This is a genomic window from Salmonella sp. NW38, assembly GCF_051807745.1.
Classification (GTDB): Bacteria; Pseudomonadota; Gammaproteobacteria; order Enterobacterales; family Enterobacteriaceae; genus Salmonella; species Salmonella enterica.
Window position 1 is genome coordinate 2,883 of sequence record NZ_JAMMTO010000010.1, and the last position, 13,494, is coordinate 16,376.

Annotated in this window: 11 protein-coding genes and 2 tRNA genes; 8 read left to right on the forward strand and 5 right to left on the reverse strand. The window is 52.4% G+C overall.

Features of this window, described 5'->3' with window-relative positions; genetic code table 11:
* The 3 genes from NA624_RS16990 (at position 1) to NA624_RS17000 (ending at position 2,574) form a co-directional block, all read left to right on the forward strand.
* Positions 1 to 76, forward strand: a tRNA-Ala gene (locus NA624_RS16990).
* A gap of 42 nt (positions 77 to 118) precedes the next feature.
* A tRNA-Ala gene (locus NA624_RS16995) sits at positions 119 to 194 on the forward strand.
* A 190-nt stretch (positions 195 to 384) separates the two neighbouring features.
* Complete coding sequence (locus NA624_RS17000; RefSeq protein WP_439040280.1) at positions 385 to 2,574, forward strand: EAL domain-containing protein; 2,190 nt, start codon at positions 385 to 387, stop codon at positions 2,572 to 2,574.
* Between the two features lie 52 nt (positions 2,575 to 2,626).
* Here the strand turns inward: NA624_RS17000 and nupC are convergent, their stop codons facing one another.
* Positions 2,627 to 3,829: a nucleoside permease NupC gene (gene nupC / locus NA624_RS17005; RefSeq protein ID WP_000376343.1), complete on the reverse strand. Its 1,203-nt coding sequence runs from the start codon at positions 3,827 to 3,829 to the stop codon at positions 2,627 to 2,629.
* Positions 3,830 to 4,101: 272 nt separating this feature from the next.
* On the opposite strand from nupC, the gene NA624_RS17010 reads away from it, so the two are divergent.
* The gene (locus NA624_RS17010) at positions 4,102 to 4,179 is read left to right on the forward strand and encodes a hypothetical protein (protein ID WP_419146551.1); all 78 of its coding nucleotides are present in this window, start codon (positions 4,102 to 4,104) and stop codon (positions 4,177 to 4,179) included.
* Complete coding sequence (locus tag NA624_RS17015; protein ID WP_000131734.1) at positions 4,172 to 5,413, forward strand: Nramp family divalent metal transporter; 1,242 nt, start codon at positions 4,172 to 4,174, stop codon at positions 5,411 to 5,413. The genes NA624_RS17010 and NA624_RS17015 overlap by 8 nt, the downstream gene beginning before the upstream one ends.
* A 60-nt stretch (positions 5,414 to 5,473) precedes the next feature.
* On the opposite strand, the gene ypeC is transcribed toward NA624_RS17015, so the two are convergent.
* Positions 5,474 to 5,800 carry a DUF2502 domain-containing protein YpeC gene (gene ypeC, locus NA624_RS17020; RefSeq protein WP_000490091.1) on the reverse strand — a complete coding sequence of 109 codons (327 nt, stop codon included), beginning with the start codon at positions 5,798 to 5,800 and terminating at the stop codon, positions 5,474 to 5,476.
* 113 nt (positions 5,801 to 5,913) lie between these two features.
* The gene (gene mgrA / locus NA624_RS17025) at positions 5,914 to 6,912 is read right to left on the reverse strand and encodes an L-glyceraldehyde 3-phosphate reductase (RefSeq protein WP_000640283.1); all 999 of its coding nucleotides are present in this window, start codon (positions 6,910 to 6,912) and stop codon (positions 5,914 to 5,916) included.
* Positions 6,913 to 7,091: 179 nt separating this feature from the next.
* Here mgrA and NA624_RS17030 point away from each other — a divergent pair, with 179 nt between their 5' ends.
* The gene (locus tag NA624_RS17030; protein ID WP_001180875.1) at positions 7,092 to 8,744 is read left to right on the forward strand and encodes an alpha-keto acid decarboxylase family protein; all 1,653 of its coding nucleotides are present in this window, start codon (positions 7,092 to 7,094) and stop codon (positions 8,742 to 8,744) included.
* Positions 8,745 to 8,763: 19 nt separating this feature from the next.
* Here the strand turns inward: NA624_RS17030 and NA624_RS17035 are convergent, their stop codons facing one another.
* Positions 8,764 to 9,999 (reverse strand): ion channel protein, encoded by a 1,236-nt coding sequence (locus NA624_RS17035; protein WP_000468914.1) that lies wholly within the window; start codon positions 9,997 to 9,999, stop codon positions 8,764 to 8,766.
* A gap of 203 nt (positions 10,000 to 10,202) precedes the next feature.
* Here NA624_RS17035 and glk point away from each other — a divergent pair, with 203 nt between their 5' ends.
* A complete protein-coding gene (gene glk / locus NA624_RS17040; RefSeq protein ID WP_000170380.1) occupies positions 10,203 to 11,168 on the forward strand; it encodes a glucokinase in 966 nt (321 codons plus the stop codon).
* Positions 11,169 to 11,890: 722 nt separating this feature from the next.
* On the forward strand, positions 11,891 to 13,129 hold the full coding sequence (gene alaC / locus NA624_RS17045) for an alanine transaminase (protein ID WP_000763118.1): 1,239 nt from the start codon (positions 11,891 to 11,893) through the stop codon (positions 13,127 to 13,129).
* A gap of 49 nt (positions 13,130 to 13,178) precedes the next feature.
* Here the strand turns inward: alaC and ypdK are convergent, their stop codons facing one another.
* Entirely contained in the window at positions 13,179 to 13,250 is a 72-nt protein-coding gene (ypdK, locus tag NA624_RS17050; protein WP_010723117.1) for a membrane protein YpdK, read from the reverse strand.
* Positions 13,251 to 13,494 lie beyond the last annotated feature (244 nt).

Consider the following 13,494-nt stretch of genomic DNA (forward strand, 5'->3'; position numbering starts at 1 on the left):
GGGGCTATAGCTCAGCTGGGAGAGCGCTTGCATGGCATGCAAGAGGTCAGCGGTTCGATCCCGCTTAGCTCCACCAAATTTACTCCCGATAAATTTGGCGTATACGTAAAAGCACTATGGGGCTATAGCTCAGCTGGGAGAGCGCTTGCATGGCATGCAAGAGGTCAGCGGTTCGATCCCGCTTAGCTCCACCAATATTCAAACCCTCGCTGAAAAGCGGGGGTTTTTGCTTTTTGTCACAAAATTCATGGCGTCTGATCTGTTCTTCAGGTGCGTTTGTTTGCCGCTGCTTTTGCGGTCAATATGAGCTTTTGTTAGATTGCTTCATAATGCGAATATACTTATTATTCATGCGCCTTATATAATGATGTGAGCATTAAAGCAATGCCGGATAAGTGTAACATATTAAAAAATATAAAAATATTTTTACTGGCTTTCTGCCTGACCGTTCCGGCTATTCTGCTATCTCGTCTCATTTCTCCCCGCGCCACAATTGATTCCAGCTATATCTTTCTGGCCTGGCTACCGCTCTGCGTCATGTTTTCCGTGCTGTTCTTATTTGGCCGCCGTGGCGTCGCGCCGATGGTAGGCGGAATGATGTTGACTAATGAATGGAATTTTCATTTACCTCTGCCACAGGCGATGGTGCTGCTATTTTGCCAGACGTTTCCCGTGTTGCTGGTTTGCGCTATCGTACGCTGGCAGCTGGGCGCGCGCTGGCGCTACGGAATACCCAACCAAGGCATCTGGCTACGCGTTTTCTGGTTAGGGTTAATGACGCCGTTTGGCATAAAAATCAGTATGCATCTGGCGGGGCACTACCTGGCTTTCCCGGTGACCATCTCTACCTTCTTTGGCACCGGCACCGCTATTTTCTCGATTGTTGATTTATTGAGTCTGATTTCTGCCGCGCTTATTTTTACCCTCTTTTTCTATTATCCGCTGCGGATGATAGTCAGCCCGCACTATATTCGTATTTTCTGGCGGAGGGATATCGCTCCTTATCTCGCCAAAGAAAAACGCCTGTTTACGCTTCTCTGGTTTGCCACTCTGGCGACGCTATTAGCGGTGCTGTGTACGCCTTTCGAGACAAAGTATATTGCTGGCTATCTGGTGCCAGTCCTGTTCATTGGATTTACCATCGGCGTGGGGAAAATCAGCTATCCGCTGTTGAATTTTAGTTGGGCTCTCACTGCGCTATTCCTGCTTAGCTATAACCGCAATTTTCTGCAGGGCGTGGGCTCAGAATATTCGCTGGCATTTATCCTTTCAGTTCTCATTTCTTTTAGTATTTGTTTGTTGTACATGGCGCGGATTAATCAGCGTAGCGAATGGTTGAATCGACAATGGCACTCGCAGGCGTTGACCGATCCGTTGACGCAGCTGCCTAACCTGCGTGCGCTGGAGCAGTTTCTTTTACAGGATACCGGGCAAAGCGTGTGTTATCTACGCATGGAAAACCTGGAATTTCTGAGCCGTCATTACGGTATGCAGATGCGCGTGCATTGCGAACGCGAGGTGTTTCGCGTGTTGCAGCCGCTGCTGCTGGAAAAGGAGAAAATTTTCCATCTGCCGGGCAGTGAATTATTGCTGGTACTGACGGGATCGGAGACGGAAGCCCGCCTGCAATATATGCTCAATGTGCTTAATAACCGCAAAATTTACTGGAACAATACCGGTCTGGACATGGAATATGGCGCATCGTGGGGAACATTCGATGGTCGCCAGGAAACCTTGCAACCGCTGTTGGGGCAATTAAGCTGGCTGGCGGAGCAATCCTGTTCGCACCGTCGGGTGCTTGCACTGACCCAGAGTATTGAAGCCGCTTCCGGGCAGACGACGGAACGGGTGCTGCGGTTGCAGAAAATCCGTCAGGCGCTGGAGCGCGGCGCGCTTGTTTTGTATGCGCAACCCATTCGCGACGCGCAGGGAAAAGGGTATGACGAGATTCTGACGCGGCTTCGGTGCGACGACGGTATCATGATGCCCAATCAGTTCATTCCGCTTATCGCCCAGTTTAACCTGAGCGTACGGTTTGATATGCAGGTGATGGAAGCGCTGCTGCAATGGCTGTCCGCGCATCCTTCAGCGGAGCAGGGGGCGCGTTTCTCGGTTAATTTGATGCCGCTGACGCTGCTGCAAAAAGAGACGGCGTCGCGCATTATGCAGCTTTTTAAACGCTATGGCGTCCCGCCAGCTTCGGTCATCATCGAAATTACTGAAGAACAGGCCTTCTCTCATTCCGAAATCAGTATGCACAATATCAACCAGTTGCGTAAGTTTGGCCTAAAAATCGCCATTGATGATTTCGGTACCGGTTATGCAAACTATGAACGGCTAAAACGCCTTAAGGCGGACATCATTAAAATCGACGGTTGTTTCGTAAAAGATATTCTGACGGACTCCCTGGATGCGATGATCGTGAAATCCATCACTGATTTAGCGAAAGCGAAATCGTTGAGCGTCGTGGCTGAGTTTGTTGAAACGCCTGCGCAGCGCGATCTGCTATTGCAGCTTGGCGTACACAGTTTGCAGGGATATCTGATTGGCCGCCCGCGCCCGTTAGGTAAATAAGCGGCATAAAAAAACCGGGGATAGCTCCCCGGTTTCTACATTAAACGCAGACTTACAGTACCAGCGCCGCGATAGAGGCGGACAGTACGCTCACCAGCGTAGAACCGTACACCAGCTTCAGACCAAAACGGGAAACCACGTTGCCTTGCTCTTCGTTCAGGCCTTTAATCGCGCCCGCAATAATACCGATGGAAGAGAAGTTCGCGAAGGACACCAGGAAGACGGAGATAATGCCTTCAGCGCGTGGAGAGAGGGTAGAGGCGATTTTCTGCAGATCCATCATCGCCACGAATTCGTTGGAAACCAGTTTGGTCGCCATGATACTGCCCACCTGCAGCGCTTCACTGGACGGTACGCCCATTACCCATGCGACCGGGTAGAAGATGTAACCCAGAATGCCCTGGAAGGAGATGCTGTAACCGAACCAACCGGTAACCGTTGCGAACAGCGCGTTCAGCGCCGCGATCAGCGCGATGAAGCCGATCAGCATCGCCGCGACGATAATCGCCACTTTAAAACCTGCCAGAATGTACTCGCCCAGCATTTCGAAGAAACTTTGGCCTTCATGCAGGTTCGACATCTGAATATTTTCTTCGCTGGCATCAACGGTATAGGGGTTGATCAGCGACAGTACGATAAAGGTGCTGAACATGTTCAGAACCAGCGCTGCGACCACATATTTAGGGTCCAGCATGGTCATATACGCGCCCACAATAGACATGGAAACGGTCGACATCGCCGTTGCAGCCATGGTGTACATGCGGTTACGGGACATTTTGCCGAGGATATCTTTATAAGCGATAAAGTTCTCAGACTGGCCGAGGATCAGCGAGCTGACGGCGTTAAAAGATTCCAGTTTGCCCATACCGTTTACTTTGGACAGCAGGAAACCAATAGCGCGGATGACCACTGGCAGAACACGGATATGCTGGAGAATACCGATCAACGCGGAAATAAAGACAATCGGGCACAATACTTTCAGGAAGAAGAACGCCAAACCTTGATCGTTCATACTGCCGAAGACGAAGTTTGTCCCTTCGTTGGCAAACCCGAGCAGTTTTTCAAACATCTCGGAGAAACCTTTTACGAAGCCAAGGCCAACATCAGAGTTCAGGAAGAACCAGGCCAGTAGCACTTCGATAACAAGTAACTGAATGACGTAACGAATGCGAATTTTTTTACGGTCGCTGCTAACCAGCAGTGCGAGTACCGCAACAACGGCAAGCGCCAGGACAAAATGAAGGACGCGGTCCATATTTGCTCCAAATATGAGGCAGGTTTAATTTTCGTGCACATTCTATGCAACAGCCGTAAAGAAAACGAGATCCAACACACACTATAATAAGGACCTGTGACGAGATTCAAAATTAGTGATCTGTAATACACTTTTACTGTACTGAATATGAAAATGAAAAGTTATATCAGTGTGCTAATCTTGTAATGTTAAGCCAAACTGTTCTGATACAGGTCGCCATCGTATCGGTCTATCGTTTCACACTATCAAAGTAATCACCCGTACCCATTGAAATGCACTTGATAATCATTATCAATAAACATAGCATAAAACATAGCAAAGGCTATGTTTTTGAGGCAAAAGATGACTGACAATCGCGTAGAGAATAGCAGCGGACGGGCGGCGCGCAAGCTACGGCTCGCATTAATGGGACCTGCGTTCATTGCCGCGATTGGTTATATCGATCCTGGTAACTTCGCGACCAATATTCAGGCCGGCGCCAGCTTTGGCTACCAGCTACTCTGGGTGGTGGTCTGGGCGAACCTGATGGCGATGCTGATTCAAATCCTTTCGGCAAAACTCGGAATCGCCACGGGCAAAAACCTGGCGGAGCAAATTCGCGACCATTATCCGCGCCCGGTAGTCTGGTTTTACTGGGTACAGGCGGAAATCATCGCGATGGCCACCGATTTAGCTGAATTTATCGGCGCGGCAATAGGTTTTAAGCTGATCCTGGGCGTCTCTTTATTACAGGGCGCGGTATTGACCGGTATCGCGACGTTTCTGATTTTAATGTTACAACGCCGCGGTCAAAAACCGCTTGAAAAAGTCATCGGCGGTTTACTGCTTTTTGTCGCCGCTGCTTACATTGTGGAGCTGTTTTTCTCTCAGCCTGATATGGCGCAGCTCGGCAAAGGAATGGTTATCCCGGCGCTACCGAACCCGGAAGCCGTATTCTTAGCCGCCGGCGTGCTTGGCGCGACGATTATGCCGCACGTGATTTATCTGCACTCGTCATTAACGCAGCATCTGCACGGCGGAACGCGGCAACAACGGTACTCAGCAACAAAATGGGATGTCGCTATTGCCATGACGATTGCCGGTTTTGTCAATCTGGCAATGATGGCAACCGCCGCGGCGGCGTTTCATTTTAGCGGCCACACCGGCATCGCCGACCTCGATCAGGCATACCTGACGCTGGAACCGTTACTAAGCCATGCGGCGGCAACGGTGTTTGGTCTTAGTCTGGTAGCGGCAGGGCTTTCCTCCACCGTGGTAGGGACTCTGGCGGGGCAGGTGGTGATGCAAGGGTTTGTCCGTTTTCACATTCCGCTGTGGGTACGGCGCACCATTACCATGCTGCCCTCATTTATTGTGATTTTGATGGGGCTGGACCCTACCCGAATTCTGGTGATGAGCCAGGTGCTGCTGAGTTTTGGTATTGCGCTGGCGCTGGTGCCGCTCCTGATTTTCACCAGTAACGCTACGCTAATGGGCGAGCTGGTGAACACCCGGCGGGTAAAACAGATTGGCTGGATAATTGTCGTGCTGGTCGTCGCCCTGAATATCTGGTTGCTGGTTGGAACGGTAATGGGATTGTCATAAAGACAGAAAGATAGCAGGCCCGATGCGTGGGCGTCATCGGGCTGTTATTCAGCAGGAGGCTTAGTGATGATGTTTGTGACCCCGGCCTCGCCCGCGATGATCGTCGCGATCGCGCCAGCCTTCCCGATAACCGCGTTCATACGCTTTACGCTTATCCCAGCCGCGATGATAGCCGTTGTCATGGCGCCACCAGCGATTTTTACGCCATTCATAATGGTTGTGCCAGTAATCACGGTCGCGCCAGCGACCACCGTCCCAGTAGTTACCGTAATCATCGCGATCGCCAATCTGTAATTTTATTGAGGGCAACAGGGTGATTTCGCCCGCATTCGCGGCAAGCGGTGTAAAAGCCAGCAAGGCTGCCGCCAGAATCAGTGACCTGAACATACTTTCTCTCCTTCACGATCGAGCCGTCGCCGGCCTGTTAATGCAATATTACAAAGCAGTAAAGATTTGTTTCATCGCCTTAACTCTTAAATCATGAAGGAGAGCATTTTTTGCTAAAACCGGCCCTCCAGAATAGCGTCAATTTCTGCACATTCCGCCGCCGAAAAACGGCGATTGGCCAGCATTCCTACGGCGTCTTCGATTTGCGACGGTTTGCTGGCGCCAATCAGTACCGAGGTAACGTTATCGTTACGCAGCACCCAGGCGAGCGCCATCTGAGACAATTTTTGGCCCCGTCGCGCAGCCAGTTCATTCAACTGGCGAACTTTTTCCAGTTTGTCGGCGGTAATCTGTTCTGGTTTAAGGAAACGGCTTCCGCTCGCCGCGCGGGAATCTTCCGGAATGCCATTCAGATAACGGTCAGTGAGCTGCCCGCCCGCCAGCGGCGAGAAGGCAATACTACCGACGCCTTTTTCCTGCAACAGCGCCAGCAGCCCGTCCTCTACCCAACGCTCAAAAAGCGAATATTTAGGCTGATGAATCAGGCAAGGCGTGCCGAGATCCTCCAGAATATCGATAGCTTGTCTGGCCAGATCGGCAGGATAGTTAGAGATCCCCACGTACAACGCTTTGCCCTGGCGCACAAGGTGATCTAACGCTTTCATCGTCTCTTTAAGCGGCGTTTCGGGATCGGGACGATGGTGATAAAAGATGTCGACATACTCCAGCCCCATACGTTTCAGGCTTTGATCGAGGCTGGCGATAAGGTATTTCCGTGAACCCCAGTCACCATAAGGGCCATCCCACATGGTGTAGCCCGCTTTGGTGGAGATGATCAATTCATCGCGCCACGGTAAAAAATCTTCCTGCAGAATGCGGCCAAAATTGCATTCTGCGGAGCCCGGCGGCGGCCCATAATTATTGGCGAGATCAAAGTGGGTAATGCCCAGATCGAACGCGCGTTGCAGCAGCGCCCGGCTATTTTCTACCCGTGTCGCATCGCCGAAGTTGTGCCATAACCCCAGCGAAATGGCGGGAAGTTTGACGCCGCTGCGCCCGCAGCGACGATACTCCATTGTGTGATAACGATTTTCATCGGGCTGATAAATCATGACCTTTCCCCCTGTGGCGTGAATAAATAGTGTATACGGTTACACTCGCCAGGCGGTATCCGGATTTTACTGTTCGCCGCTGTAAACATTGTTTTCCAGGCTTTCATCCCCGTCGTGCTGGACAGCCATCGCCATTCCTTAATACTCAACATAATGTCAACGTCAGAAGGAAAGCTGTCATGCAAAACCCCTATACCGTGGCCGACTATTTGCTGGACAGACTGGCAGGATGCGGCATTGGCCATCTTTTTGGCGTACCGGGCGATTATAACTTGCAGTTTCTTGACCATGTGATTGACCACCCGACCTTGCGTTGGGTGGGATGCGCTAATGAGCTGAACGCCGCTTATGCCGCGGACGGTTATGCGCGCATGTCGGGCACTGGAGCGCTACTCACCACCTTTGGCGTGGGAGAACTTAGCGCTATTAACGGTATCGCGGGCAGTTACGCGGAATATGTCCCGGTCTTGCATATCGTCGGCGCGCCCTGTAGCGCTGCGCAGCAGCGTGGCGAATTGATGCACCATACCCTCGGTGACGGCGATTTTCGTCATTTTTATCGCATGAGTCAGGCGATATCTGTTGCCAGCTCAATATTGGATGAACAGAACGCCTGTTTCGAGATTGACCGTGTATTGGGTGAAATGCTTGCCGCACGCAGGCCAGGATACATCATGTTGCCCGCCGACGTGGCGAAAAAAACGGCCATCCCGCCTACGGAGGCGCTGGCGTTGCCCGTGCATGAAGCGCAAAGCGGTGTGGAGACGGCTTTTCGTTACCACGCCCGTCAGTGCCTGATGAACAGTCGGCGCATTGCGCTATTGGCCGACTTTCTTGCCGGGCGTTTTGGTTTACGACCACTGTTGCAGCGCTGGATGGCGGAAACGCCCATCGCTCATGCGACACTACTGATGGGGAAGGGGCTTTTTGATGAGCAGCACCCGAACTTCGTTGGCACCTATAGCGCAGGCGCCAGCAGCAAAGAAGTGCGTCAGGCCATAGAGGACGCCGATAGGGTTATCTGCGTCGGCACCCGTTTTGTAGATACCCTTACGGCCGGATTTACTCAACAATTGCCGGCGGAACGCACGCTGGAGATTCAGCCTTACGCGTCGCGCATCGGCGAAACCTGGTTCAACCTCCCGATGGCGCAGGCGGTGTCTACGCTGCGCGAACTGTGCCTTGAATGCGCTTTTGCGCCGCCGCCGACGCGTTCCGCCGGACAGCCAGTGCGGATTGATAAGGGAGAACTGACCCAGGAAAGTTTCTGGCAAACTTTACAGCAGTATCTCAAACCCGGCGATATTATCCTTGTCGACCAGGGGACCGCAGCTTTTGGCGCTGCCGCGCTGTCGCTTCCTGACGGCGCGGAGGTTGTGGTACAGCCGCTGTGGGGATCTATCGGCTATTCCTTGCCCGCCGCGTTTGGCGCGCAAACCGCCTGCCCCGATCGGCGGGTGATTCTGATTATCGGCGATGGCGCGGCGCAGCTCACGATTCAGGAGATGGGCTCGATGTTACGCGACGGGCAGGCGCCGGTCATCCTGCTGCTCAACAATGACGGCTATACCGTAGAGCGCGCCATTCACGGCGCGGCCCAGCGGTATAACGACATCGCGAGCTGGAACTGGACGCAGATACCACCGGCGCTAAACGCGGCGCAACAGGCGGAGTGCTGGCGGGTGACGCAGGCTATCCAACTGGCGGAGGTCCTCGAACGGCTGGCGCGCCCACAACGTCTGTCATTTATTGAAGTGATGTTGCCAAAAGCCGATCTGCCGGAATTACTGCGTACCGTGACCCGGGCGCTGGAAGCCCGCAACGGGGGATAATGGCCCCCGCTGCGCCGGATTAGGGTTCGTGACGGTTGGCGGCCAGCAACGGTTTTCCCGCCAGCAATAGCCAGGCGGGGAGCATCACAATGCAGAGCAGCGGCAGCAGATTGGTATCCGGTACGACAACTGCCGCCATAAACAGACTGAGCCAGCCATCACGCGTCACTACCAGCACTAAGCCAAGAATCGCGCAGGAGACGGTAATCGCCGCGGGTACGGCCTCAACATGGGCATGGAGCATGAGCCCCAGCGCCGCGCCGATAAACACAGCCGGAAAAATGCGCCCGCCGCGAAAGCCGCTCGCCGCCGCGATGACCAGCGCGGCGAGTTTGACGACGGCTAAGGTAAAATAATCTCCCGCGCCCAACGTCTGGCTAAACGCCATTTGTTGCATTTCGTCCAGTCCTTTAAACAGGGTAAGCGGCCCGCCAATGACGCCCAGAATACCCAGTATAAAACCGCCAATGCCGAGAATCAGGACCGGATTTTTTAGTCGGTGCAGCAACTCGTGCAGACGCGGAAGGCACCAGACGGCGACCATCCCTGCAGCAATGGCGATCGCCGCGACGATCGCTCCGCTGGCAATGTCCACCAGCCGCATCTGCGTGTAATGGGCGATGGGTAACGAAAAATGCGGATGAAAGAACAGGCTGGTAGTGAGTGACCCCGCCGCTGCCGCCATTAACGGCGCAAACAGGCGATCCCACATGGGAATATCGTTAGAGCCGCTAAGGGTTTGCGAAAAAATCAGCGCTGCGGCGACGGGCGTGCCGAATAGCGCGCCGATGGTGCCCGCTGAGGCCAGAATCGTCCAGTCTAACGCCGTGATACGCGGAAACAGGCGGGAACCGAAAGCCGCCGCCAGCGCGATATTTATTGTCATTATCGGATGCTCTGGCCCCAAACTTACCCCACCAGCAAGGCCGATGATTAAGGCGAGAAGCAGCCCGGGCAGCGCAGATGGCGAGACCGGCATACTGATTAACGGTTCGATGGCCGGATCGGGGCCAGCGTGTCCGGGACTGTAACGGATAATCAAACCCACCACGATCCCAGTTAGCGTGAGCATACCCACTATCCAGAACGGCGAATCATAAGCGATGCCGATGCTGGTGGGCAGTTGTTGCCAAAGAAATTGCTGAAAAACCGACGCGACTTTCATCGCAGCGATTAAAACCAGGCTTGACGCTACGCCAATAATCAGCGCGGGGAGCGACAGCAGCAGCATCGTTCGGGCACGCGGGTGGAACATAATCTCTTCCTTACACGGGGTCGTATACCTATTTTGCACAGCCTGCCCGACGGCATTGCTGCAATTGGTGCTGAAACAAGAAAGTAATTCTGTGATGAAGATCTATATTTATAGGCAGTCAGCCTGATGGCCGTTGTTGTTATGCCCCCATGAATTTACAGTGTGACAAAGACTTATTTTGACTTTAGCGGAGCAGTAGAAGAATGACAAAGTATGCTTTAGTAGGAGATGTAGGCGGCACGAATGCGCGTCTTGCCCTGTGTGATATCGCCAGTGGAGAAATCTCGCAGGCCAAAACGTATTCCGGCCTGGATTATCCCAGTCTTGAGGCCGTGGTGCGCGTTTATCTCGATGAGCATAGCGTCAGCGTGGAAGATGGTTGTATCGCCATAGCCTGCCCGATTACCGGTGACTGGGTAGCGATGACTAACCATACCTGGGCTTTTTCTATTGCGGAAATGAAAAAAAATCTCGGCTTTAGCCATCTGGAAATCATCAACGATTTCACCGCCGTGTCGATGGCGATCCCGATGCTGAAAAAAGAGCATTTAATTCAGTTCGGTGGCGGCGAACCGGTAGACGGCAAACCTATTGCGGTGTATGGCGCGGGAACCGGCTTGGGCGTGGCGCATCTGGTGCATGTGGATAAGCGTTGGATTAGCCTTCCGGGCGAAGGCGGGCATGTCGATTTTGCGCCTAATAGCGAAGAAGAAGCTATGATTCTGGAAATATTGCGCGCCGAAATTGGCCATGTTTCCGCCGAGCGCGTGCTGTCTGGCCCGGGGCTGGTGAATCTTTACCGGGCGATTGTTAAGTCCGACAACCGTCTGCCGGAAAATCTGCGCCCGAAAGATATTACCGAACGCGCCCTGGCGGATAGCTGTATCGATTGTCGCCGCGCGTTGTCGCTCTTTTGCGTCATAATGGGGCGATTTGGCGGCGACCTGGCGTTAACCATGGGGACATTTGGCGGCGTTTATATCGCTGGCGGTATTGTCCCGCGCTTCCTGGAATTTTTTAAAGCGTCCGGCTTCCGTGGTGGCTTTGAAGATAAAGGCCGCTTTAAAGATTATGTACACGGTATTCCGGTCTATCTGATTGTCCATGATAACCCTGGCTTGTTAGGTTCCGGCGCGCATCTGCGCCAGACATTAGGTCATATTCTATAAGCCAGATGGCGGCATAAACGCCTTAGCCGGCCTACAAAAGTGTGTCATCTGTAGGCCTGATAAGCGCAGCGTCATCAGGCAATTAATCATTCTCTTGCCAGTCTCAAACCGCGAGCCTCACGCGGTTTTTTTCATTGCCTTTCCTGTGCATGAATACTTCAACTGACTGAATTATTTCACTTTACTCTTGCTGAGCGAAAGGTCAAACACCAGCGCGTTGAGTCATCACGTCATGGCGGTTAGTCAGGCGAAAACAGGGATTTATTTTATTATACGTACCCGGTTCGCTGCCTTATTTACGGTTTCATCGCGGCATCTTGCCGGAAAGGATCTTTATTTTCGGGGAAATGTCCCTGAAAAACACCGCAATATGACATGATTGAATACCATTATCCTTAGTAAGGATTTTGGTTAAAGAGGAAAAGCCACAAAATCAAAAGGGGATTATTTGAGATAAGGTTTATTGACAGGAAATTATCGTCGGCTGCGCCACGTTACGTAAATTCAAAGATATCAAGTTGTTAATAATATGATTTGTTTGATGCTATAACTGACATGCTTAAAAGGTAAATTTTTACGCTTGTTCCTCTTTTTTCGACGCTAAAAAATATTTTCATTAGCCTCTCGACAGGAAGAAAATTTTCAGGCTATTTTCTAAAGGAGCCACCATCGTGGCAGCGTCGCTCGGACGGTCCGGGCGCTAACGTTAATCTGAGGATATTATGGCTGACTTCCGCCCTGAACGTCGCTTTACGCGTATCGATCGCCTTCCGCCCTATGTTTTTAACATCACCGCTGAACTCAAAATGGCTGCGCGTCGGCGCGGTGAAGATATTATTGATTTCAGTATGGGTAATCCTGATGGCGCAACCCCTCCCCACATTGTCGAAAAACTTTGCACCGTCGCGCAGCGTCCGGATACGCACGGTTATTCCACGTCCCGCGGCATACCGCGTTTACGCCGCGCGATTTCTCACTGGTATCAGGAACGTTATGATGTCGATATCGATCCGGAAACCGAAGCGATTGTGACCATCGGTTCCAAAGAGGGACTGGCGCATTTAATGCTGGCGACGCTGGATCATGGCGATACGGTTCTGGTGCCGAACCCCAGTTACCCGATTCATATCTATGGCGCCGTTATCGCCGGGGCGCAGGTGCGTTCGGTTCCATTGGTAGAGGGGGTGGATTTCTTCAACGAGCTGGAGCGCGCTATTCGCGAAAGTTATCCGAAACCGAAAATGATGATTTTGGGTTTTCCATCTAACCCTACGGCCCAGTGCGTCGAACTGGAATTTTTTGAAAAAGTGGTCGCTCTGGCTAAACGTTATGATGTGCTGGTGGTGCACGATCTGGCGTATGCCGATATCGTGTACGACGGCTGGAAAGCGCCATCCATTATGCAGGTGCCCGGCGCGCGCGACGTGGCGGTCGAATTTTTCACGCTGTCGAAAAGCTATAATATGGCGGGCTGGCGTATTGGGTTTATGGTGGGCAATAAAACCCTGGTCAGCGCGCTGGCGCGCATTAAAAGTTATCACGATTATGGCACCTTTACCCCGCTTCAGGTGGCGGCTATCGCCGCTCTGGAAGGCGATCAGCAGTGCGTGCGCGATATCGCCGAGCAGTATAAACGTCGTCGCGATGTGCTGGTGAAGGGGTTGCATGAGGCGGGCTGGATGGTTGAAATGCCGAAAGCCTCAATGTACGTCTGGGCGAAAATCCCGGAGCAATATGCGGCGATGGGGTCGCTTGAGTTTGCCAAGAAGCTGCTGAATGAGGCGAAGGTTTGCGTTTCTCCAGGGATAGGCTTTGGTGACTATGGCGACACCCATGTACGCTTTGCATTAATAGAGAATCGCGACCGCATTCGCCAGGCCGTCAGAGGGATTAAAGCGATGTTCCGCGCCGATGGCGTGCTGCCGTCACATCCAAAACCCGTTGAGGCGAGCACGGAGTAGAAAAGCAAACAGGAGCCCCATGGCTCCTGTTTTTCTTTGCATTGTACTTTTAAATCATCAGGGCGAAAGTACCGGCCCAAACGATGACCATAAATGAAATGCCCATAAAGAAATATTTCACGTTTCATCTCTCCGCGTACCTGTCGTACGCCTAAATGAACTTACACTTACCTGATTATAGAGAGTTGATGCCGGACAATACGAAATTGAGAATTATTCGTGTTTCGACCGCCTGCATCACCTCAGAATTCTGCGCGTCATCGCTCCAGACGGCGCTAATGTACGCCTAAAAATGAGGTGAAACAAGAGGCATTTTCTTATTTACTTTTAGTAACTTACAAGTGTCGGGAATCGGCGACAGTTTA

Bases quoted from the DNA above. Each gene is read 5' to 3' on its own strand.
- NA624_RS17000 (WP_439040280.1), top strand. From the start codon at position 385: ATGCCGGATAAGTGTAACATATTAAAAAATATAAAAATATTTTTACTG.
- nupC (WP_000376343.1), bottom strand. From the start codon at position 3,829: ATGGACCGCGTCCTTCATTTTGTCCTGGCGCTTGCCGTTGTTGCGGTA.
- NA624_RS17010 (WP_419146551.1), top strand. From the start codon at position 4,102: ATGCACTTGATAATCATTATCAATAAACATAGCATAAAACATAGCAAA.
- NA624_RS17015 (WP_000131734.1), top strand. From the start codon at position 4,172: ATGACTGACAATCGCGTAGAGAATAGCAGCGGACGGGCGGCGCGCAAG.
- ypeC (WP_000490091.1), bottom strand. From the start codon at position 5,800: ATGTTCAGGTCACTGATTCTGGCGGCAGCCTTGCTGGCTTTTACACCG.
- mgrA (WP_000640283.1), bottom strand. From the start codon at position 6,912: ATGATTTATCAGCCCGATGAAAATCGTTATCACACAATGGAGTATCGT.
- NA624_RS17030 (WP_001180875.1), top strand. From the start codon at position 7,092: ATGCAAAACCCCTATACCGTGGCCGACTATTTGCTGGACAGACTGGCA.
- NA624_RS17035 (WP_000468914.1), bottom strand. From the start codon at position 9,999: ATGTTCCACCCGCGTGCCCGAACGATGCTGCTGCTGTCGCTCCCCGCG.
- glk (WP_000170380.1), top strand. From the start codon at position 10,203: ATGACAAAGTATGCTTTAGTAGGAGATGTAGGCGGCACGAATGCGCGT.
- alaC (WP_000763118.1), top strand. From the start codon at position 11,891: ATGGCTGACTTCCGCCCTGAACGTCGCTTTACGCGTATCGATCGCCTT.